This is a genomic window from Streptomyces sp. NPDC055749, from assembly GCF_053617235.1.
Map to the genome: position 1 here is coordinate 12,826 of NZ_JBSHFH010000009.1, position 19,710 is coordinate 32,535.

17 protein-coding genes are annotated in these 19,710 nt (G+C 70.8%); 9 read left to right on the top strand and 8 right to left on the bottom strand.

Annotated elements, in window-relative coordinates:
- Positions 1-33 precede the first annotated feature (33 nt).
- Entirely contained in the window at positions 34-849 is an 816-nt protein-coding gene (locus ACWGO0_RS08980) for a VOC family protein (protein WP_453530284.1), read from the top strand.
- Between the two features lie 250 nt (positions 850-1,099).
- Positions 1,100-3,526 carry an outer membrane protein assembly factor BamB family protein gene (locus ACWGO0_RS08985; protein WP_453530287.1) on the top strand — a complete coding sequence of 809 codons (2,427 nt, stop codon included), beginning with the start codon at positions 1,100-1,102 and terminating at the stop codon, positions 3,524-3,526.
- Between the two features lie 61 nt (positions 3,527-3,587).
- Here the strand turns inward: ACWGO0_RS08985 and ACWGO0_RS08990 are convergent, their stop codons facing one another.
- Positions 3,588-4,277: a hypothetical protein gene (locus ACWGO0_RS08990; protein WP_453530290.1), complete on the bottom strand. Its 690-nt coding sequence runs from the start codon at positions 4,275-4,277 to the stop codon at positions 3,588-3,590.
- Between the two features lie 227 nt (positions 4,278-4,504).
- Between ACWGO0_RS08990 and ACWGO0_RS08995 the strand changes: the two genes are divergently transcribed.
- Positions 4,505-5,050 (top strand): hypothetical protein, encoded by a 546-nt coding sequence (locus ACWGO0_RS08995; RefSeq protein WP_453530292.1) that lies wholly within the window; start codon positions 4,505-4,507, stop codon positions 5,048-5,050.
- A gap of 36 nt (positions 5,051-5,086) precedes the next feature.
- Here the strand turns inward: ACWGO0_RS08995 and ACWGO0_RS09000 are convergent, their stop codons facing one another.
- Genes ACWGO0_RS09000 through ACWGO0_RS09010 form a run of 3 tightly spaced genes read right to left on the bottom strand, consistent with a single transcriptional unit; the run spans position 5,087 to position 7,469 of the window.
- Complete coding sequence (locus tag ACWGO0_RS09000; RefSeq protein ID WP_453530295.1) at positions 5,087-5,860, bottom strand: enoyl-CoA hydratase/isomerase family protein; 774 nt, start codon at positions 5,858-5,860, stop codon at positions 5,087-5,089.
- Positions 5,861-5,866: 6 nt separating this feature from the next.
- On the bottom strand, positions 5,867-6,319 hold the full coding sequence (locus ACWGO0_RS09005; RefSeq protein ID WP_453530298.1) for a Zn-ribbon domain-containing OB-fold protein: 453 nt from the start codon (positions 6,317-6,319) through the stop codon (positions 5,867-5,869).
- Position 6,320: 1 nt separating this feature from the next.
- A complete protein-coding gene (locus tag ACWGO0_RS09010) occupies positions 6,321-7,469 on the bottom strand; it encodes a lipid-transfer protein (protein ID WP_453530301.1) in 1,149 nt (382 codons plus the stop codon).
- A 110-nt stretch (positions 7,470-7,579) separates the two neighbouring features.
- Between ACWGO0_RS09010 and ACWGO0_RS09015 the strand changes: the two genes are divergently transcribed.
- The 3 genes from ACWGO0_RS09015 (at position 7,580) to ACWGO0_RS09025 (ending at position 9,895) form a co-directional block, all read left to right on the top strand.
- Positions 7,580-9,160: a FadD3 family acyl-CoA ligase gene (locus ACWGO0_RS09015; RefSeq protein WP_453530304.1), complete on the top strand. Its 1,581-nt coding sequence runs from the start codon at positions 7,580-7,582 to the stop codon at positions 9,158-9,160.
- Between the two features lie 64 nt (positions 9,161-9,224).
- A complete protein-coding gene (locus tag ACWGO0_RS09020) occupies positions 9,225-9,500 on the top strand; it encodes a hypothetical protein (RefSeq protein ID WP_453530307.1) in 276 nt (91 codons plus the stop codon).
- A complete protein-coding gene (locus ACWGO0_RS09025; RefSeq protein ID WP_453530310.1) occupies positions 9,497-9,895 on the top strand; it encodes a PIN domain-containing protein in 399 nt (132 codons plus the stop codon). Before ACWGO0_RS09020 ends, ACWGO0_RS09025 begins: the two co-directional genes overlap by 4 nt.
- A 188-nt stretch (positions 9,896-10,083) precedes the next feature.
- On the opposite strand, the gene ACWGO0_RS09030 is transcribed toward ACWGO0_RS09025, so the two are convergent.
- Positions 10,084-10,257 carry a hypothetical protein gene (locus ACWGO0_RS09030; protein ID WP_453530313.1) on the bottom strand — a complete coding sequence of 58 codons (174 nt, stop codon included), beginning with the start codon at positions 10,255-10,257 and terminating at the stop codon, positions 10,084-10,086.
- A gap of 194 nt (positions 10,258-10,451) precedes the next feature.
- A complete protein-coding gene (locus tag ACWGO0_RS09035) occupies positions 10,452-13,424 on the bottom strand; it encodes an AfsR/SARP family transcriptional regulator (RefSeq protein WP_453530316.1) in 2,973 nt (990 codons plus the stop codon).
- Positions 13,425-13,674: 250 nt separating this feature from the next.
- Between ACWGO0_RS09035 and ACWGO0_RS09040 the strand changes: the two genes are divergently transcribed.
- Positions 13,675-14,895: an amidohydrolase family protein gene (locus tag ACWGO0_RS09040; protein ID WP_453530319.1), complete on the top strand. Its 1,221-nt coding sequence runs from the start codon at positions 13,675-13,677 to the stop codon at positions 14,893-14,895.
- A gap of 45 nt (positions 14,896-14,940) precedes the next feature.
- On the opposite strand, the gene ACWGO0_RS09045 is transcribed toward ACWGO0_RS09040, so the two are convergent.
- Positions 14,941-15,768 (bottom strand): MerR family transcriptional regulator, encoded by an 828-nt coding sequence (locus ACWGO0_RS09045; RefSeq protein WP_453530322.1) that lies wholly within the window; start codon positions 15,766-15,768, stop codon positions 14,941-14,943.
- A gap of 51 nt (positions 15,769-15,819) precedes the next feature.
- Positions 15,820-16,719: a MurR/RpiR family transcriptional regulator gene (locus ACWGO0_RS09050; RefSeq protein ID WP_453530325.1), complete on the bottom strand. Its 900-nt coding sequence runs from the start codon at positions 16,717-16,719 to the stop codon at positions 15,820-15,822.
- Between the two features lie 131 nt (positions 16,720-16,850).
- On the opposite strand from ACWGO0_RS09050, the gene ACWGO0_RS09055 reads away from it, so the two are divergent.
- Complete coding sequence (locus ACWGO0_RS09055; protein WP_453530328.1) at positions 16,851-18,035, top strand: C45 family autoproteolytic acyltransferase/hydolase; 1,185 nt, start codon at positions 16,851-16,853, stop codon at positions 18,033-18,035.
- Positions 18,036-18,048: 13 nt separating this feature from the next.
- Positions 18,049-19,704: an ABC transporter substrate-binding protein gene (locus ACWGO0_RS09060; protein ID WP_453530331.1), complete on the top strand. Its 1,656-nt coding sequence runs from the start codon at positions 18,049-18,051 to the stop codon at positions 19,702-19,704.
- Positions 19,705-19,710 lie beyond the last annotated feature (6 nt).

Below are 19,710 nucleotides of genomic sequence, written 5' to 3' on the forward strand. Positions count from 1 at the left end.
TACCGCGTCACTGCGACGGAAGGATCCGGGCCCATGGCCGCATTCGCGCACTCCGTGCCGTGCTGGGTGGATGTGCAGCTCTCCGACCTCGAAGCGGGCAAGCGCTTCTACGGCGGGCTCTTCGGCTGGACCTCTCGCGCGGGCGACGGCCTGCCCTTCGCCGACGCCTTCAGCGACGGCCGGCTCGTCGCCGCGCTCGCCGCGAAACAGGACGGCCGGATGCCGACCGCCTGGGGCATCTACTTCTCCACCGACGACATCACCGCCACGGTGGCCCTGATCAGGGAAGCCGGCGGCCAGGTGATCACCGACCCGGTGCGGGCGGGCCGGGCCGGGGTGCTGGCCCAGGCCGCCGACCCCGGGGGCGCGGTCTTCGGGCTGTGGCAGGCGGGCGACCGCGCGGGCTTCGAGAAGCAGAACGAGCCGGGATCCTTCTGCTGGACCGAGGTCTACACCCGGCGGCCGGAAGTCGTCGACCCCTTCTACGCGCGGGTCTTCGGCTTCCAGGGGACGGACATGGACGAGACCGCCGACACGGTGACCGGAACCGGCACCGCCGAGTCCGGCATCGACTACCGGATGTGGTCGCCCGCGGACGCCGAAGCCGGGCCCGATACTGCGGTCGGCGGGCGCAGCGTCATCACGGACGCCTTCCCCGCCGAGATGCCCAGCTACTTCCTCACCTATTTCGCCGTCGCCGACTGCGACCGGGCCGCCGAGACCGTCGTCCACCTGGGCGGCCGGGTCACCGCTGCGCCGTTCGACATCCCGTACGGGCGGATGGCCGTCGTCCAGGACGACCAGGGCGCCGCCTTCGCCGTACTCCAGCCGACCGAGCTGCTGCCCTGACGCGAGTTCCTGCTCTGACGCCAGCGATACGTGGCCTTCCGGCGCCCCCGACCCCCGTCCCCGGTGTCCCGGTACCGGACGAAGTGACATGAGACACCCCGATCCGCCCCCGGGTTCGCAACCGGGGGCTCCGACAGGAAGAATCGGGGTGCGCACCGCCAGGTGGTGCCCAGTGGTGAGACGCTGCACATGGCGGGATTTCGCGGGCTTCTGTTCTCTGAGGTCCGTACGGGGAGGTGGCAGGCAAGTGATGGAACAGCTGACGCAGCACGACCCGAGGCGGATCGGCCCGTTCGAGGTGCTGGGACGACTCGGCGCCGGCGGCATGGGGCTGGTCTATCTCGCGCGCTCGGCGTCGGGCCGGCGGGTGGCGATCAAGACGGTACGCACGGAGCTGGCCGAGGATCAGCTGTTCCGGGTCCGCTTCACGCGCGAGGTGGAGGCGGCACGCGCGGTCAGCGGTTTCTACACGGCCGCCGTGGTGGACGCCGACCCGCGAGCCGCGGTGCCGTGGCTGGCCACCGCCTACGTACCCGCCCCCTCGCTCGAAGAGATAGTGAATGAGTGCGGGCCGATGCCGACCCAGGCGGTGCGGTGGCTGGCGGCCGGTATCGCGGAGGCGCTCCAGTCGATCCACGGCGCGGGCCTCGTCCACCGCGATCTGAAGCCCTCGAACGTGCTCGTCGTCGAGGACGGGCCGCGCGTGATCGACTTCGGGATCGCGTCCGGTGTCTCCAACACCCGGCTGACCATGACGAACGTGGCGGTCGGCACTCCCGCCTACATGTCCCCCGAGCAGGCGCGGGACTCGCGGAGCGTGACCGGGGCCAGCGATGTGTTCTCGCTCGGTTCGACGCTGGTGTTCGCGGCGACGGGGCATGCGCCGTTCCACGGTGCCAATCCCGTGGAGACGGTGTTCATGCTGCTGCGGGAGGGCCCCGACACCGAGGGCCTGCCCGACGATCTGAGACCGCTGATCGAGTCGTGCATGCAGATGGACGCCACACGGCGGCCCAGCCCTGCCGACCTCCAGGCCCAGCTCGCCCCGCACCTCTTCGCCTCCGGCAGCGACGACAGCGGTACGGCGTCCGCGTGGCTTCCGCACCGGGCCACCGCGATGATCGAGCAGCGGCGCGGCGGTGGCCGCACGGTCGCACCGGCTGCCCAGGTACCGGCCCCCGCGCACGCCCCGGCGCGCGCTCCCGCGCCGGTAGCAGCGCCCCCGCAGCCGCCGAACCCGCCGCAGGGCGGCGCGGACTGGGACACGGCCTGGCGCAGCGGCGCCGATCTCCGTTCCCCGTCGCCCGGTCCGGCACACGCCTCGTCGCCTGCTCCCGACGGCGGCCCCGTACAGCTGGCCGGTGCGAAGGTGCCGATCGGTCCCGGGCCGCGGCCCGGCGAGATCCGGGGCGCCGCTGCCGCGCACGCAGATCCGGCCACCGGCTGGGTGCGCCCGCCCGCGGGGGTGAACGGCGCCACAGCGCCGGCCGCTCCCGTGCCCGCCCCCGCGCCCGCCCCGGATGCGGCGCCCGCCGCTCCGGACCGCTGGCGGCCCTGGCGTTTCCGCATGTCGAACGATGTGTGGGGTACGCCGGTCGTCGCCGGGGACCTGCTGTACGTGACGTCCTTCGAGGTCCACGCGCTCGATGTGGGCAACGGGCGGCGCCAGTTCAAGACCCGTGACGTGGCCTGGGCGATGGCGGTCGACGGCGGCCGGATACACGGTTCGGACGGCCCGTCCCTGTACGCGCTCGACGCGACGAGCGGTGCCGAACGGTGGCGGTTGCAGACGGATGCCTGGGTCTACTCCCTGAAGGCCGACCGCGGCACCGTCCTGACCGGGACGAGGGGCGGAGGCGTACAGGCATGGGAGGCGTCCAGCGGCGAGAAGCTGTGGGAGACCTCGGGTGTCCAGACTGACTTCGAGACGCCGGAGTCCGGGCCCGTGATTCATGACGGCACGGTGTACCTGTGGCAGGACGCCCGGCTGCGGGCCGTCGACGCCCGTACCGGTGGCGAGCGGTGGTCGTACCCGATCGGCGACGCGGCCTCCTGCGGCGGTGTGCCGGTACGGGTGGCCCCCGCGCCGGACGGCTGCGTGTACGTCTCCGCGGGGACCCGGGTGCTGGCCATCGACTCGGTCTCCGGCCATGTGCGCTGGCACTTCGAGTCGCCGGCCGTCTTCCTGTCCCCGCCGGCGTTCGCCCCGGGGCCCGCGGTCACCGGGGGCGGGGTGTACCTCGCCGACTACCTCGGCACGGTGTACGCGCTCGACGCCTCGACCGGCAAGGACCGCTGGCGGATCGCCACGGAGGCCCGCCAGTCCATCGAGCCGGTGCTGGTGGCGGCGGGCAACGTGCACGTCGGCAGCGGCAGCGCGCTGTACACGCTGGACGCGGTGACCGGCACTCCGAAGTGGCGGTTCGCGGCGGGCGGTGAGGTCGTGGGCGCGCCGGTGGTCGCGGACGGACGCGTGCACTTCGGCTCCGCGGACCACGTGCTCTACACGCTGGACGCGGCGGGCGGCCAGCTCCGCTGGAAGCTCGCCACGGGCGGCGAGATCACGGGCTCGCCGGTGGCGCAGGCGGGCGTGGTGTACGCGTGCAGCAAGGACCGCTGCGTGTACGCGCTGGACGCGCTGAAGGGCACGGGCACGGGGAACAGGGCGCGGGCGTAGGGCGGATCCCCGGCCTTCCCGGCGGCCCCGTCCGGGTGGTCCCCGGCGGCCCGTCCCGGCGTCAGAACTGCGGTGGTGGGCGTCGGTGGTCGGGGGGCTCGTCCTGGACCGGGTACGAGCGGGTTTCCTGGTCCTCGCGGGGGCCGGGGTCAGGACCCCCGTACGGGTGCGTCTGCCGCTCCGGGTCAGGACCCACGTACGGGTCCATCTCCCGCTCCGGCCAAGGAGACGTCTGCGCGGCGGGCCCCGGCTCCTGCGTGGGTGGCCACGTGTCCGGATGGTCCGATCCCGGCGGTGCGAAGGGTTCCGTACGCCGGGTCCGCCGTGCGGCACGCGCTCCCTGCCGCCCCGACATCAGCGCCGCCCCCAGCAGGATCAGCAGTCCGCCCGCCCCCGCGATCGCCACTCCTGTCTGGAGTCCGGTGCCCTCCCCGCCCACGGTCAGTCCGCCGGCGGCCTGACCCTGACGGACCATCCACAGCACGGTGAAACCCAGCACCACCACGCCCGCGAACGCCACCACGAAGCGCGACCGGAGCAGCACCCCGACCAGGGTCACCACGGCGGCGAAGAGGAACGGCAACAGGATCGAGCCCAGCACCGCGGACTCCGTGGCGGTGATGCCTTCGAAGAGGTCCTGAATCCGGTAGTCGCGCCCGAGCCGGTCCTCGTACCAGTGACGGAAGGGGCTCACTACGGCAGCCGCCGCCCCGATGAGAGCGACGACGGAGCCGAGGACATTGCGGATCACTGGCAGCCTCCCGATGCACCCCTCCGAAAACTGACGCTACGCGCGGCCGATCGCGCCCGCGACCGGAGCTGCCATCCCGCCGGGGCCGGGCGCCCGCAGACGATGACAAGACCGTGACAGGGCCATGACCGGACTGCCGGTCACGGCCGGAATGCTGTGCGTTACGGTGTCGCGCGGTCCGCTCGACGGCCGATGGATGTGTCGACAACACAAGGGGGGCTGCATCGATGATGCGGCGACGTATGAGGTTCGCGGCGGTACTGGTCGTGGTCGTGCTCGCACTCACCGGATTCTCGACCTCCAGCAGCGGAGGCAAGGGCGGCGGGAAGAGCCGCAGCGGAAAGAGCAGCAGCTCGGGCGGTGGCTGCTCCAGCTCCAAGAAGAGCAACAGCGACTACGACTACGACGACAGTTCCTACGACGACTCGTCGAGCAGTTCCTCCGGCGGCACCGACTACGGCACGCCGACCCCGGTCTCCACCGCATCCGACGCCCCCGCGGCACGCGTCATCCGCTGCGCCCAGCCCCGCAAGGGCAAGCGCAGGGCCACCACCTCGTCCGTCATCGAGCTCAGGTCCACGGCGTCCGGCACGGCGAAGACGTACGACATCGAGGTGACCTTCCTGGACGCACTCGGGAACACCGTCGACACGGGCGAGACCACCGCGGAGCTGGCGTACGGCGACGTCAAGAGCCTCACCGTGCGCATGGACAGCCCCCGCAAGGTGTCGAAGGTGAAGAAGTGCCGGGTCACGGCGGAAGTCCGCTACTGACCGAGGCCCGCCCCGCTCACCGCAGCCGGTACGTGATCACCGCAGCCGGTATGTGCCGCCCCCGCTCCGCTTCCCGAACAGCTCGGCCTGCTCCTCCGGTGCCAGGTTCCCGAGCGCGATCAGCTGCGGGGCGTGGGCCAGTGCCTGCGTCCGCGCCGCCTCCTTCGCCGACCACAGAGCCCGTACGGTGCCCTGGACCGCGGCCGTCGGGTACGAGGCGATGACGGCCGCCGCCCGCAGCGCCGCGGCCACCGCGCCGCCGACCGGGGTGACCTCGCTGACCAGCCCGGTCTCGTACGCCCGCCGGGCCGTGACCCGTTCGGCGGTGCCCATCAGGGACATCCGGGCGACCTCGCCGAACGGCATCCGCTGCGCCATCGAGATCGCCTCGTACGCGCTGACCATGCCGTACGTCGTGTGCGGATCGAAGAACGTCGCCTCCTCGGACGCGATGACGAACTCCGCCTCGCCCAGCAGATAGAAGGCTCCGCCGCAGGCCATCCCCTCCACCGCCACGATCACGGGCTTCCACAGGTCGTTCGCCTTGGGCCCGATCGCGATCAGTGGATCGTCGATCGCGTACGGGGAAGGGGGCTGCGGAACATCCACCCCCCGGTCGATCCCCGTGCAGAAGGCGCGACCGCCCGCTCCGGTGAGGACGACGGTCCGTACCGCCTCGTCGTAGCGGAACGCCCGCCAGGTGGCGGCGAGTTCATCAGCCGTGGCGAGGTCGATCGCGTTGAGCTTCGCAGGCCGGTCGAGGGTGACGAGCGCGACCCCGGTCTCGTGATCGGTCTCCGTACGCAGCACAGCCGCTCACCGCTCCAGCAGCCAGCGCACCACGGATACGCCGGGGGCTTCGGGCCCGACGGGGCAGAAGACCGCCTTCACCCCCGCCCCGATCCGCAACCTCCCCGGATCGACCGAGTTCAGCGGCGCGTCCGGCCCGGTCACCACGTTCCCGACCAGCCGGATCTTCGGTGCCTCGGCCAGCTCGACGACGACCGCGTTGTACGGGGCCTGTGCGGCGTACGCGGGGAGGAGGGGCGGATGCGGCACCACGAACGACCAGATCCGGCCGCGCCCGCTCATCAGCCGCCACTCGCTGTCGAAGGACTGGCAGTGCGGGCAGCAGGGCCGGGGCGGGAAGCGGAGCTCGCCGCACTCGGGGGTGGCGCACGCCTGGACGCGGAGTTCGCCGCGGGCCGCGTACTCCCAGAAGGGCGCCCCGTCCTCGTCGGCAACGGGCACGAGCAGACTGTCCGACATCTCAACTCCTCAGCAGAACGGCGGAGGTGGGCACACCCTCACCCGCCGTGACCAGGCAGGTCGCGGCGTCGGGGACCTGGGCGGTGGACACACCGCGCAGTTGCTTCACACCCTCGTTGATGAGGTTGAAGCCGTGTACGTACGCCTCGCTGAGCCCGCCGCCGCCCGTGTTGAGCGGCAGCCGTCCGCCGGTCTCCAGGGCCCCGCCCTCGGTGAAGGCGGCGCCCTCGCCGCGTCCGCAGAAGCCGTAGCCCTCCAGGGAGAGCGGGATGAGCGGCGTGAAGGCGTCATAGATCTGTGCGACGTCGACATCGTCGGGCCCGAAGTCGGCCTGTTTCCACAGCTGTCGGGCCGCCGTCCAGGCGGGGCCGGTGAGCGGGTCGTCGTTCCAGTAGTTGACCATCCCGTGGTGCTGGGCGGGGAGTCCCTGGGCGACGGAGTGGATGTAGACGGGCTTCTGCCGGCAGTCGCGGGCGCGTTCGGCGGAGACGATGACGCAGGCGAGCGCTCCGTCCGTCTCCAGGCAGTTGTCGAAGAGGCAGAGCGGCTCGCTGATCCAGCGCGAGGTCATATACATGTCGCGGGTCAGCGGACGTTCGTACATCATCGCGTCGGGGTTCTGGTTGGCGCGGTTGCGGCAGGCGAGGGCGACGTTGAAGAGATGGTCGCGGGTGGCCCCGTACTCGTGCATATAGCGCCGCGCCAGCATCCCGATCTCGTCCGAGGGCCGCAGCAGCCCGTACGGACGGGTCCACTGGGCGGGGGTGGGGAGCTGCACGGCGGTGTTCTTCCAGGGCCGGGGCCCCGATCCGCGCTTCCGGGACCGCCAGGCGACCCCCACGCTCGCCTGCCCGGTGGCGACGGCGGCGGCGAGATGGGCGACCGTCGCGCACGAGCCCCCGCCCCCGAACCCCGCCTTGCTGAAGAAGGTGACATCGCCCGCCCCGATGGCCTTGGCGATCTCGACCTCGTCGGTCTCCTCCATCGTGTACGAGGCGAAGGCGTCCACCTCCGATGGAGCGATCCCGGCATCGTCGAGGGCGGCAACGATGGCCCGACAGGCCAAGGTCTTCTCGCTCTCCGGGAGTCGCTTCGCAAATCCCGTCTGCCCGATGCCCGCTATCGCTGTCACGTCTTTGAGCGTCGCCATCGCCACCTCCGAGGCCGTCATGACTGCTGACAGCGCCAGAGGCTACAGCTAATCTGACGGATAGTCAGCTACGAGGCAGCTACTGTGCGGTTCGGCCGGGAGGTCATGTGATGCGCGGCGACGAGGAATGGTCCACCATCCCGAAGCTGGTACGGACGGCGGCCGAGCGGTACGGGGACCGCGAGGCGGTCGTCGAGGGCCGCACCCGTATCTCGTACGCGGAACTCGGCGAACGCGTCGAACGGGCCGCGGCGGCGTGCATGGCCTCCGGCGTGGAACCGGGAGACCGGGTGGCGGTGTGGGCCCCCAACACTCTGGACTGGATCGTCTCGGCCCTCGGGGCGGTGACGGCGGGCGCGGTCCTCGTGCCTCTCAACACCCGCTTCAAGGGCACGGAAGCGGCGTACATCCTGGAGCGGAGCCGCGCGAAGCTGCTCTTCGTCACGGGCACGTTCCTGGGTACGTCGTACGTGGCGTCGCTGCGCCGGGCCGCTGTGCAACTGCCGCACCTTGAACGGGTGGTGGTCCTCGCCGACACGGCACCCGAGGACTACGTCACCTGGAAGGACTTCCTTGCGGCGGGTGAGGGAACATCCCCGGCGGCGGTACGCGAACGGGCGGACGCGATCACCCCGTCCACCCCCTCCGACATCATCTACACCTCGGGCACGACGGGCCGCCCGAAGGGTGCGGTCATCACGCACGCGCAGACCCTGCGCTGCTACGCGATCTGGAGCGACCTGGCCGGCCTCCGCGAGGGCGACCGCTACCTCATCGTGAACCCGTTCTTCCACACCTTCGGCTACAAGGCGGGGATCATCGCCTGCCTCATGCGGGGCGCGACGATGGTTCCGCAACCGGTCTTCAACGTGGACACGGTCCTGGCGAACATCGCCGCGGAACGCATCTCGGTGCTGCCTGGCCCGCCCACCCTCCACCAGTCCCTCCTGGACCACCCGTCCCGCTCGGCCCACGACCTCTCCGCCCTCCGCCTGGTGGTCACGGGCGCTGCGGTGGTCCCCCTCCAACTGGTGAACCGCCTGCGCACGGAACTCAACATCGCCACGGTCCTGACCGCCTACGGCCTCTCCGAGGCGAGCGGAATCGTCTCGATGTGCCGCAGGGGCGACCCGGCGGACGTCATCGCCGCCACCTCGGGCCGCGCGATCCCCGGCACGGAGATCCGGGTCCTGTCCACGCCCGGCACTCCCGGCGAGGTCCTGGTCCGGGGCTTCAACGTCATGCAGGGCTACTTCGAGGACCCGGCCACGACGGCCGCCACGATGACCCCCGACGGCTGGCTCCGCACGGGCGACATAGGAGTCCTGGACGACGCCGGCAACCTCCGCATCACGGACCGGATCAAGGACATGTTCATAGTCGGCGGCTTCAACGCGTACCCGGCGGAGATCGAACAACTCCTGGGCCTGCACCCGGACGTGGCGGACGTGGCGGTGATCGGAGTCCCGGACCCGAGACTGGGCGAGGTCGGCAAGGCATACGCGGTACGCAGGCCGGGCTCGACGGTGACGGCCGACGACCTGATCGCCTGGTCGAGGCGGGAGATGGCGAACTACAAGGTCCCGAGGACGGTGGAGTTCGTGCCGGAACTCCCGAGGAACGCGAGCGGCAAGGTGCTGAAGGGGGAGCTGCGGGGGAGGGGGCCCGCTGGTAGTCACTCCTCGGGGTGAAGCGATCACCCCGAGGAGTGGAGCAAGCTGCCGCGTGCGCATGCCCAGAGGTATGGTGATGGGTATGGCAACCAAGAAGTACACGGTCACGCTGCCGGAGGAGCTCGCGGAGGAGATCCGGAGCGAGGTGGGCCCGGGGGCGTTCAGTGCGTACGTCACGCACGCCATAGAACGGCAGCGTGAGCATGACCGGCTGGGGGAGCTGGTGGCGTGGATGCAGGAGAAGGGCGGGCCGCTCACGGAGGAGGAGCAGGCCGCGGCCTCGGCGGAGCTGCGTGACATCGAGCGGTGGTTCGAAGAGCGTGAATCCGGTGCGCAGGGTGGGGCGGCGGCCGCGTGACGACCGAGCTCTGCTTTGTGCTGGACTGCGAGGCCCTGGCGAGGGCTGTGCGGCGTGAGCGGAACCTGACCGGGGTGCTCACGAAGGCTCACCAGGCGGGCATTCGGGTGGTGACCAGTTCCATGACCCTCATCGAGGCGTATCACAGCAAGATCAGGCACGCGGAATGGAGCTGGGCCATGTCCCGGGTCGTCGTAGAGCCTGTGACCAGGGATGTGGCCGACGAGGCGATTCGCTTGCTCGGGTCCACCGGTCTGCACGGCCACAAGTACGCCATCGACGCGGCACTCGCGGTGATCGCGGGGCGCCAGCGGGGGCGGGTGGTGGTGTTCACCTCGGACGAGGACGACATGCGGAAGCTGTGCGGGGGCGGGGTACAGGTCAGGGGGTTGTAGGGGGACGCGAAGTGGGGCCCGAGCCGGGTGGCTCGGGCCCTCTTGCGCATGGGTAGCTCAGGTGGCGTGAGCGTCCTGCGTGGTGACCGGGGTGCGTTGGCGTGAATACGTGAACCGTGTGCAGACATGCAGCGGCCGCGATGGCTCCCCCTCCGCGCCATCGCGGCCACTCCCCGTGCGGGTTAGGTCTACTTGGCCGGCTCGCTGGTGGCGTGCGCGTCCTGGGTGGTGGCTTCTCCGCCGGTGGCGTGCGCGTCCGTCGGCTTGAGCGGCTCGCTCGTGGCGTGCGCGTCCAGGGTGGTGATTTCTTCGCCGGTGGCGTGCGCGTCCGTCGGCTTGAGGATGTCGCTCTTGTCGGCCATGACGTTCAACTCCTGAATACGTTGAGGCTATGGATGGACAAGCCCGCCCGGCGGTTCCCCCGAGGATCGCCGGACGGGCCTTCCAGGGCCGTTCACCCTAGCGGTGAGGCCACTCGACAATCCGTCTGCCCCCCGACGCGACGGATCGATGAGAGGAGAATGTCGTGGGGCGATAAACGATTGATGAACGCGGGTCAGGAAGCCCGCGCAACCCGTGCCGGGTGCAGCAGTTCGCGTACGGAGTCGGCCTCCGGAGACGCCAGGTCATCGAAGATCGAAAGGGCCTCGGTCCAGCAGACGTGGGCCCGGTCGGTCTGGCCGATCGCCGCGAGGCCGCGGCCGAGTGTCGTGAGGACGTTGGCGCGGCGCCATTCGCCGCCGATGCCTCGCAATACGGCCAGCGCCTGTTCGGCATGTGATGCCGCGTGGGCCGGCTGCCGGACCGCGAGGTGTACCTCGGCGAGCCTGAACAGAGTCATCCCGTGCCACAACTGCTGTCGGCTGTCGCGGAATATGGCCATGGCCTCGGTCAGTGCTTCCTGCGCGAGGCCGGTCTGACCGGTGCCGGTGAGGGCCAGCCCCAGCGCGTACTTGCCGTTGGCGAGGCGCAGCGCAAGACCGGAGGCGTCCCCTTCATAGATGCTGACGCCCTGCTGAGCGAGGTCCACGGCGCTTGCCGTTCTCCCGGTGGCCAGGTGGACACGTGAGAGGTTGCAGAGGGCCGAAGCCTCGCCCGGCTTGTTTCCGTCGGCACGGAAGGCGGCCCGTGCGTCGTTGAGGTGGCTCTCGGCGTCGGTGTGCCGGTTCTGGTACAGGGCGATGATGCCCCGCTGGTTCGGGACCTGCCCGAGGGTCACCGGATCGTTGACCTGTCGGCCCAGCTCAAGAGCGCGTCTGGCTTCTGTCTCGGCATCGGCGAATCGTCCCGAGACGCTGTGTACGTGTGTGAGCATCGTGCGCGCACGCCCCTCGGCCTGGGCGTCACCTGCGGCTCGCGCTGCCTCGCTCACCGCTGTTGCCGCGGTGGCGAACTGGTGTGAGTTCGCCCCCGATTCGCCCAGATCCACCACGGCCATCAGGAGATCGGAAGCGCGCCGAGACATGCCGATCCCGGCCGACTGACGTGCGCAGGCCAGGAGGCCGCTGGATTCCGCGAAAAGCCAGTCCAGGGCGGTCTCTCGGTTCTGGAAGGTGAGACCGGGGTGCTCGGTGCGGGAGAAGTGGTCGAGCACCCGTTCCCCCGGCCGCTCCAGCGCATACACCCCCGCCGCCGTGGCCAGATAGAAGTCCAGCAGTCGCGAAAGCGCCAACTCCCGCTCCACCGGCGGCTGCTCGTCCCGTTCCGCGCATGCACGCGCGTAGAGGCGGACCAGGTCGTGGTAGCGGTAGCGGCCCGGGGCCGCTGATTCCAGGAGGGACGTGTCGACCAGGGACTCCAGTACGTCCTCCGCCGTGTGGATCTCCAGGTTCAGCAGCGCCGCTGCCGCCGCCAGCGAGATGTCCGGGCCGTCCGCCAGGCCCAGCAGGCGGAACGCGCGGGCCTGGGGCGGCTCCAGCTGGCCGTAGCCGAGTTCGAAGGTGGCCTTCACTGCCAGGTCGCCCGCCTGGAGTTCGTCCAGGCGGCGGCGCTCGTCGGCCAGCTTCGCGGCCAGGACCGAGACCGTCCAGGTGCGGCGGGCGGCCAGGCGGGAGGCGGCGATGCGGATGGCCAGGGGGAGGAAGCCGCACGCGGCGACCACGTCGAGGGCCGCCTCGCGTTCCGAGTTGACGCGTTCCTCGCCGACTATGCGGGTGAAGAGCTGCAGCGCTTCCTCGGGGGACATCACGTCCAGGTCCACCAGGTGCGCGCCCGCCAGGTCGACCATGCGGACCCGGCTCGTGACCAGCGCCGCGCAGCCCGCCGTGCCGGGGAGCAGGGGGCGGATCTGGGCCGCGTCGTGGGCGTTGTCCAGGAGGACCAGGATGCGGCGGCCGTCGAGGGTGGAGCGGTAGAGTGCCGCCCGCTCGTCGAGGGAGTCCGGGATCGCGGAGTCCGGGGTGCCGAGCGCGCGGAGGAAGGCGCCGAGGACCGTTTCGGGCTCGGCGGCTCGGGCTCCCGCGCCCTGGAGGTCGACGTACAGCTGGCCGTCCGGGAAGTGCGGGCGGGCCTGGTGGGCGACGTGGACGGCGAGGGTCGTCTTGCCGACGCCCCCGATGCCGGCCAGCGCGGACACGGCCATGACGGAGCCCTCCGCCGTGGCGAGCCGGTTGCCCAGTTCGCGTACGAAGGAGTCCCGGCCCGTGAAGTCCGGCACGGTGGCGGGAAGTTGGGCCGGGCGGATCGGGGCGGGGGCCGGGGAGGGGGCGTCGGCCGGGTGGGCCAGCTCCTCGTCGGCCTGGAGGATCCGCTGCTGGAGCTGGGCCAGTTCGGGGCGCGGGTCGACGCCCAGCTCCTCGGCGAGGAGCCGGCGCGTGTCCGCGTACACCGCGAGAGCCTCGGCCTGCCGGCCGCTGCGGTAGAGCGCGACCATCAGCAGTTCGCGGAGGCGTTCGCGCAGCGGATGCGCCGCGGTGAGCGCGGTCAGTTCGGAGACGGCCTCCGCGTGGCAGCCCGCCTCCAGGTCCAGGTCGAGCCGCGTCTCGGTCAGCTGGAGGCGCCACTCCTCCAGGCGGGTGCGCTGGTTCTCCGCGTACGGGCCGGGCACGGAGGCGAGGGCCTCGCCGTCCCACAGGCCCAGCAGCTTGTTGATCAGGGCGCGGGCCCCGTTCCGGTCCCCGGCGGCCCGGGCCTTCTCCGCCTCGGCGGCCAGATCCTGGGCGAGCGTGACGTCGAGGGCGTCGCGGCCGATCCGGATCGCGTACCCGCCGGACTCGCTGACCAGGGTGTCCTGGCCGAGGATCTTGCGGAGCCTGGAGGCGTACGTACGGATCGTGGCCAGCGCCTGCGAGGGCGGGTCCTCGCCCCAGAACGCGTCGATGAGTTCGGCGGCGGTGGCCGTGCGGCCGTCGCGCAGGAGCAGCGCCGTCAGCAGGGCCCGCTGCTGGGGCGATCCGGAGGGCAGTGCCTCCGCTCCGCGCCAGGCGCGAACGGGGCCGAGTACGGCGAAGCGCAGTCCGGCGCCGGCCGCCCGCTCCTCCGGAGCGCGCTGCTCCGGAACACGCACGCGTGGCCCGTGGTCACGGTCCATTGATGCCCCCTGTCCTGCTCGCCCCGCCGGTCCTGCCGATCTCGCCCGTCCGGAATGCCGTGTGCGTGGTGATGTGCGGTCGTGCATCCGGATCGCTCCATACCGCTGGTATCGCGCTCAACAGTCTGCCTTGTTATGGGCGGTCTCGTCAGCAGTGGGTGACGCTCTGCACAAGCTCTCGACAGGGATTCGGAACCGGGGCCCGTACAGATAGCTGACGGTTCGTCAGATCAGCGCTACCGTGGAACGCATGGAGACCTTCCCGAAGATCATCTCGGTGGACGACCACACGGTGGAGCCCGCTCATGTCTGGCGGGACCGGCTCCCGTCCAAGTACGCGGACTCCGGTCCGCGGATCGTCCGGGCACCGCTCAAGGAAATGACCTTCCTGGGCGGCAAGTTCGCGCCCGTAATGGGGGCGAAGGGGGACGACGGGCCGATAGGCGACTGGTGGGTGTACGAGGATCTGCACCGGCCGCTCACCCGGCTGGACACCGCCGTCGGCTACGACAGGGACGAGATCAAGCTCGAGGTCATCACGTACGAGCAGATGCGGCCCGGCTCGTTCTCGGTGCCCGAGCGGCTCGCCGACATGGACGTCAACCACGTCCAGTCCGCACTCTGTTTCCCCACATTCCCGCGCTTCTGCGGCCAGACCTTCACCGAAGCGAAGGACCGTGAACTCGGGCTGCTCGGCGTGCGCGCGTACAACGACTGGATGGTGGAGGAGTGGTGCGGCCCCGACGCGCGGGGCCGGCTCATCCCGCTCACCCTCGTCCCGCTCTGGGACGCCCGGCTCGCGGCGGACGAGGTCCGGCGCAATGCGGCGAGGGGCGTGCGCGCGGTCGCGTTCTCCGAGATACCTCCCCATCTCGGGCTGCCGTCCATACATACGGACGAGTGGGATCCGTTCCTGCGGGCCTGCGACGAGACCGGGACGGTGATCGCCATGCATATCGGCTCCTCGTCGAGGATGCCGTCCACATCGGCCGACGCCCCGCCCGCCGTCGGGTCCACCATCACCTTCGCCAACTGCTGCTTCTCGATGGTCGACTGGCTGATGAGCGGCAAGTTCGAGCGCTTCCCGAACCTGAAGATCATGTACGCGGAGGGGCAGATCGGCTGGATCCCGTACATCCTGGAACGCGCCGACGTGGTCTGGGAGGAGAACCGGGCCTGGGGCGGAGTCGCCGACAAGGTGCACCGGCCGCCGTCCGAGCTGTTCACGGAGCATGTGTACGGCTGCTTCTTCGACGACCCCTTCGGGCTGAAGAACCTCGACGCGATCGGCGTCGGCAATGTCCTGTACGAGACGGACTATCCGCACTCCGACTCCACCTGGCCCAAGTCCCGCGAGGTGGGGGAGGCGCAGATGGGGCACCTGGACGCCGATGTCGTGGACCGGATCGTGCGCCGTAACGCGATCGATCTGCTGGGCCTGACGGACGAAGGGCTGTGGGCGGGGGCATGAGGGGCAGGGGGCGTTCCGTGCGGAACGCCTCCCCGCCCACCCGCATCAGGCCCTGGTCACGGGCGCCTGGAGTTCCGTCACCCACTTCTCCTGGTCGTCCGGGCACTCCAGGTTGACCTCCCGGGCGTGCCCCGCCGACCGGTAGCCGTTCGCGTCGATCCACCGGCCCAGCGTCTGCGCGGTCGGCAGGATGCCGTCCATGGAGCCCCGGTGGACGATCGTCGCCGCCTCGAACGCGGGCAGTTCGACCACTGTGATCCCGGTGTCGCCGAGCGGCCCGACCGGGGCGGAGACCGTCACCCCGGCGTGCACCACGATCGCGCCGTCACCGGCCGGGGCTGACTCGTAGTACGCGATACCGGGGCCGGACGGTGCGACCCCCACCGTGCCCAGCAGCGGGAACAGCCGGTCGTACAGCGGGCCGATCACCGTGGTGATGTCCCCGGGCTCGAAGCTCGCGGCCGTGCCGCTCAGCTCCGCCACCCGTACCGCCGGCACCTGCTTGATGACGACATCATCTGCGGACATGTGTCCCTCGCTCTCGATCGACCGGAGCCTCGCCTCGACCTGCGTCAGCCGGGCCGCCGCCGCGGCCATCGCCGTCTCCAGCTCCGCCCGCCGCAGCCGCAGCATCCCGCGCAGCTCCTCCGGGCCCACCTGCTCGTCGAGGATCGCCTGCACCTGCTGGAGCGTGAAGCCGAGATCCTTGAGCGCGATGACGCGGTTGAGGCGGGCGAGCTGTGCGGCGCCGTAGAAGCGGTACCCGGTGGTGGGGTCGGTGCGGTCGGGGCGCAGCAGCCCGATGGCGTCGTAATGGCGCAGCATCCGGGCCGACACCCGCCCGTACCTGGCGAAGTCTCCGATGGTGAACATGATGTCTCCCAGTGCACGGGCTCACACGGTGTGAAGGTCAAGCACGACCGCTCAGCCGCGCCGCTTGGGGTCCAGCAGCTGTTCCCGCAGCGCCGTGAGCTGGTGCGAGGACTCCACCGCCCGGGTCTCGTCGAGCGTGGCCAGCGCCAGGATCAGCGCGTCCGCGACGAGCAGGCCCGTCAGTGACTCCGCCGTGATGCCGGTCGGGGTGTGCGGCGCCGTCAGGACCGCCTCGACGCGGTCCGCGTACGCCTCGCCGAGCTCGTCCGTCACGAGGATCACCTTGGCTCCGACCGCCCGCGCCCGCTCCATCATCACGGTCAGCTCCACCAGCCGGCGGCCCGGCTGGAAGATCACCACGGCGTCGCCCTGGCCCAGGGCCAGCAGCTGGTCGGCGAGGGCGAAGCCCGTCTCGGAGACGAAGCGGGCCCGGCGGCCGATCCGGCCGAGCGCCAGTGCCAGGTGGCGGGCGCCCGGTTCGGAGGCGGCGATGCCGTAGCAGAACACCTCGTGGGCCTCGGCGAGCACGGTCACCGAACGCCTCAGTGCCTCCGGCTCGGTGAGCCGGCGGCAGTGGTCGATGCGCTCGCGGGCCTCGTCGAAGACATCGCCCCAGATGGCGTCGAGGTCCCGGCCGACGTGCGCGATGCGCTGCTTCAGGCGTACTTCGGGGGCGACGGACGCGGTGAAGTCGTTGGCCAGCTCGCGCTTGAGGGCGGGCAGACCGGCGTACCCGAGGCGCTGGAGGGCCCGTACGACGGTGGCGTTGCTGGTGGAGCTCGCGGTGCCGAGCTCCTGGGCGCTGGCGAAGAGCAGCTGCTCGACGGGGGCGCTGACCAGGTACTGCGCCACGGCCCGTTCGGATGCGGACAGTTCCTCCCATTGGTCGCGAATCGCTGCGCGCAGCCGCGTCACTCCGGTCTCGTTCTCTGGAATTTCCATTACAACCATTGACTTCCGTGTGACCGGCGTTACTGTCCTGGGCAGAACGTTCCAAAGGGAACGCATCCTGAAATCGACGTTACAGGATCGTGGTGATCCTCCGACGCCGCTCGCGGGAGCGTTCCGTCGCGAGGAGAAGAATGGCACCCCGTCCCACGGAACCCGCCCCCGCCCGGGTCCTTCCGGTCATCGAGATCTCCGGCAGCCCGCTCGACCGCGGGCGCCAGTACGGCGAAGCCGTACGCCCCCAACTGCATGCCGCCCTCGGCTACTACGAGGAGGCCTTCGGCCAGTCCGCAGGGCTGACCTGGGACCGGGTCGCCGCCCGCGCCGCCCGCTGGCTGGAACCCGTACGCGACTACGCGCCCCACCTCGTCCAGGAGATGCAGGGCATCGCGGACGGCGCCGGGGTCGGCCTGCTCGACGTCCTCGCGCTGAACGCCCGCGGCGAGGTCATCTACGACAAGTCCTTCGCGCAGATGGACGAGGAGGGGCGCAGGGAGGACGAGGAGCCCGCGGAGGGCTGCACCTCCTTCGCCGCCTACGGCGAGGCCAGCGGCGACGGCCACGTCTACGCCGGACAGAACTGGGACTGGCGGGCCGGCGTCGCCGACACCGTCGTCATGATCCGGATCGTCCAGCCCCCCAAGCCGACCCTGATCATGCAGGTCGAGGCCGGACAGATCGGCCGCCAAGGCGCCAACTCCGCCGGGATCGCCTTCAACGCCAACGGCCTCGGTGGTCGCTTCGACGACACGATCGGGCTGCCCCAGACCGTCGTACGCCGCAGTGTCCTGGACCAGAGCACCATCACCGACGCCCTCGACGTGCTCTGCCGCACCCGGGCCCACATCGCCAGCAACGCCCTGCTCACCTGCCGCGAGGGCTTCGCCATCGACCTGGAGACCACCCCGGCCGGACACGGCTGGATGTATCCGACCGACGGCCTGCTGGTGCACGGCAACCACTACCAGGCCGGCATCCCAGGACCGCTGGCCGCCGCGGGCTACCGGCCGATGTCCTCCGACTCACTGGTCCGCGTGCCCCGCGCCGAGCAGGGACTCAGGGCGCTGCGCGCCTCCACGGGCCCCGACGAGTCCCGCAAGATCATCCGCCAGGCGATGTCGGACCACCTCGGCCACCCGGAATCCCTCTGCACCCACCCCGACCCCCGCACGCCGGTCATCAAGCACTGGGCCACGCTCGTCTCCTCCCTGGCCGACCTGACCACCGGCGACTACCACGTGACCGCCGGAACCCCCTGCGACCGCGAGTACCAGCACCTCCCCTGGAACCTCTACGACGGCCCGTACGGCCAGAACTGACGGGAAGACAGTCATGAACCGCATCTCCGCAAGAAGGACGGCTCTGGCCGCGGGTCTCGTCGTGGCGACGGTCGTCGCGGCCACGGGCTGCAGTGGAGCCACCCAGAACACCGGGGGCGGCGCCGGAAAGGCCGAAGCCGCCGCGCTCGCCCTCACCCCGACGACCCCGGCGGCCAAGGGCGAACTCGCCAACGCCAACTGGCTCCTGGAGGACGAGCCGGACTCCCTGGACCTGGACACCCAGGGCTCCAGCGCGGGCCGCGTCGTCCTCACCAACGTCTGCGAGCGGCTCTACCAGCTCCAGCCGGACATGTCGACGAAGCCCTTCCTCGCCGAGAAGGCCGAGACACCGGACGACAAGACCCTCGTCCTCACCCTGCGCTCCGGAGTCACCTTCCACGACGGCACCCCGATGACCGCCGACGACGTGCTGTGGAGCCTTCAGCGGCACGCCGACCCGGACATGGAACAGGGCGACGAGTTCGGCAACATCGCCGCGATGAAGAAGACCGGCGACCGGCAGATCACGATCACCTTCAAGGCGCCGGACGCCATGTTCTTCAAGGCGCTCGCCGGAGACGCGGGCATCGTCTGGAACAAGGAGCAGGTCGAGAAGGCGGGCGAGGACTTCGGTACGCCGGGACAGACCGACGCCTGCACCGGTCCGTACCGGCTGAGCAGCTGGAAGTCCGGCGACTCGATCACCATCCAGCGCTACGACGCGTACTGGGGCGCGAAGCCGCTGACGAAGCAGGTCACCTTCCGCTGGGCCGCCGACAGCGCACTCGTCAACGCCCTCACGACCGGGGCCGCCGACGGCGCGTACGCCGAATCGCCCAACACCGCCGCCGCCCTCGACGGCAAGAAGGGCATCGAGCAGCACTACGGTCCCTCCACGGCCTCCCTCGTCCTCATCCCCACCGAGCGCGGCGGCCTGAAGGACGCGAAGGTCCGCCGGGCCCTCTCGCTCGTACTGGACCGCAAGGGAATCGCCGCCTCCGGTTACGGGGGCATGGTCCAGCCCTGGGGCACGCCGGTCGGCTCCGGCGCCTGGGGTTACGAGAAGCCCGTGTTCGAGGCCGCCCAGAAGGACATCGCGTACGCCCCCGCCTCGCCGTCCGCCGACGATCTCGCCGCCGCCAAGGCGCTGGTGAAGGAGTCCGGGGCCGACCCCTCCACCCCGATCGTGATCGGTACGGACGCCAGTCAGGGCCGTACCGTCGTCGCCAACGCCGTGCGCTCCGCGCTCCAGCGGATCGGCCTCAAGGGGCAGATCAAGACGGTGCCGACCTCGCAGTTCGAGCAGTACTACAGCGACCCGGCGATCCGCGGCGAGATCGACGTGCTGGTCGCCGACTGGTACATCTCCAAGGCCGACCCCATGGGCTTCTACGACAACGCCCTCTCCGACTCCTCCAACAACTGGGTCGGCTTCAAGGACGCGGCGTACGACGCCAAGGTGAAGCAGGCACTCGCCACGCTCGACGACGCCGAGCGCGCGAAGCTCACGGTCGACGTCCAGAAGACGTTCACCGAGGCGGCCGTGTGGATCTCGGTCGCCCAGGTGCCGTCCGTCCTCGTCATCAACGAGAAGCTGACAGGACCGCCCGCCTCCATGGCCTACCTCTACTACCCGTGGGCCGCCGGACTCGGCGCGAAGAAGGGCTGACAGACG

Bases quoted from the DNA above. Each gene is read 5' to 3' on its own strand.
- ACWGO0_RS08985 (WP_453530287.1), top strand. From the start codon at position 1,100: ATGGAACAGCTGACGCAGCACGACCCGAGGCGGATCGGCCCGTTCGAG.
- ACWGO0_RS08995 (WP_453530292.1), top strand. From the start codon at position 4,505: ATGATGCGGCGACGTATGAGGTTCGCGGCGGTACTGGTCGTGGTCGTG.
- ACWGO0_RS09015 (WP_453530304.1), top strand. From the start codon at position 7,580: ATGCGCGGCGACGAGGAATGGTCCACCATCCCGAAGCTGGTACGGACG.
- ACWGO0_RS09055 (WP_453530328.1), top strand. From the start codon at position 16,851: ATGGCACCCCGTCCCACGGAACCCGCCCCCGCCCGGGTCCTTCCGGTC.
- ACWGO0_RS09005 (WP_453530298.1), bottom strand. From the start codon at position 6,319: ATGTCGGACAGTCTGCTCGTGCCCGTTGCCGACGAGGACGGGGCGCCC.
- ACWGO0_RS09010 (WP_453530301.1), bottom strand. From the start codon at position 7,469: ATGGCGACGCTCAAAGACGTGACAGCGATAGCGGGCATCGGGCAGACG.
- ACWGO0_RS08980 (WP_453530284.1), top strand. From the start codon at position 34: ATGGCCGCATTCGCGCACTCCGTGCCGTGCTGGGTGGATGTGCAGCTC.
- ACWGO0_RS09050 (WP_453530325.1), bottom strand. From the start codon at position 16,719: ATGGTTGTAATGGAAATTCCAGAGAACGAGACCGGAGTGACGCGGCTG.
- ACWGO0_RS09030 (WP_453530313.1), bottom strand. From the start codon at position 10,257: ATGGCCGACAAGAGCGACATCCTCAAGCCGACGGACGCGCACGCCACC.
- ACWGO0_RS09045 (WP_453530322.1), bottom strand. From the start codon at position 15,768: ATGTTCACCATCGGAGACTTCGCCAGGTACGGGCGGGTGTCGGCCCGG.
- ACWGO0_RS09020 (WP_453530307.1), top strand. From the start codon at position 9,225: ATGGCAACCAAGAAGTACACGGTCACGCTGCCGGAGGAGCTCGCGGAG.
- ACWGO0_RS09060 (WP_453530331.1), top strand. From the start codon at position 18,049: ATGAACCGCATCTCCGCAAGAAGGACGGCTCTGGCCGCGGGTCTCGTC.
- ACWGO0_RS09040 (WP_453530319.1), top strand. From the start codon at position 13,675: ATGGAGACCTTCCCGAAGATCATCTCGGTGGACGACCACACGGTGGAG.
- ACWGO0_RS09035 (WP_453530316.1), bottom strand. From the start codon at position 13,424: ATGGACCGTGACCACGGGCCACGCGTGCGTGTTCCGGAGCAGCGCGCT.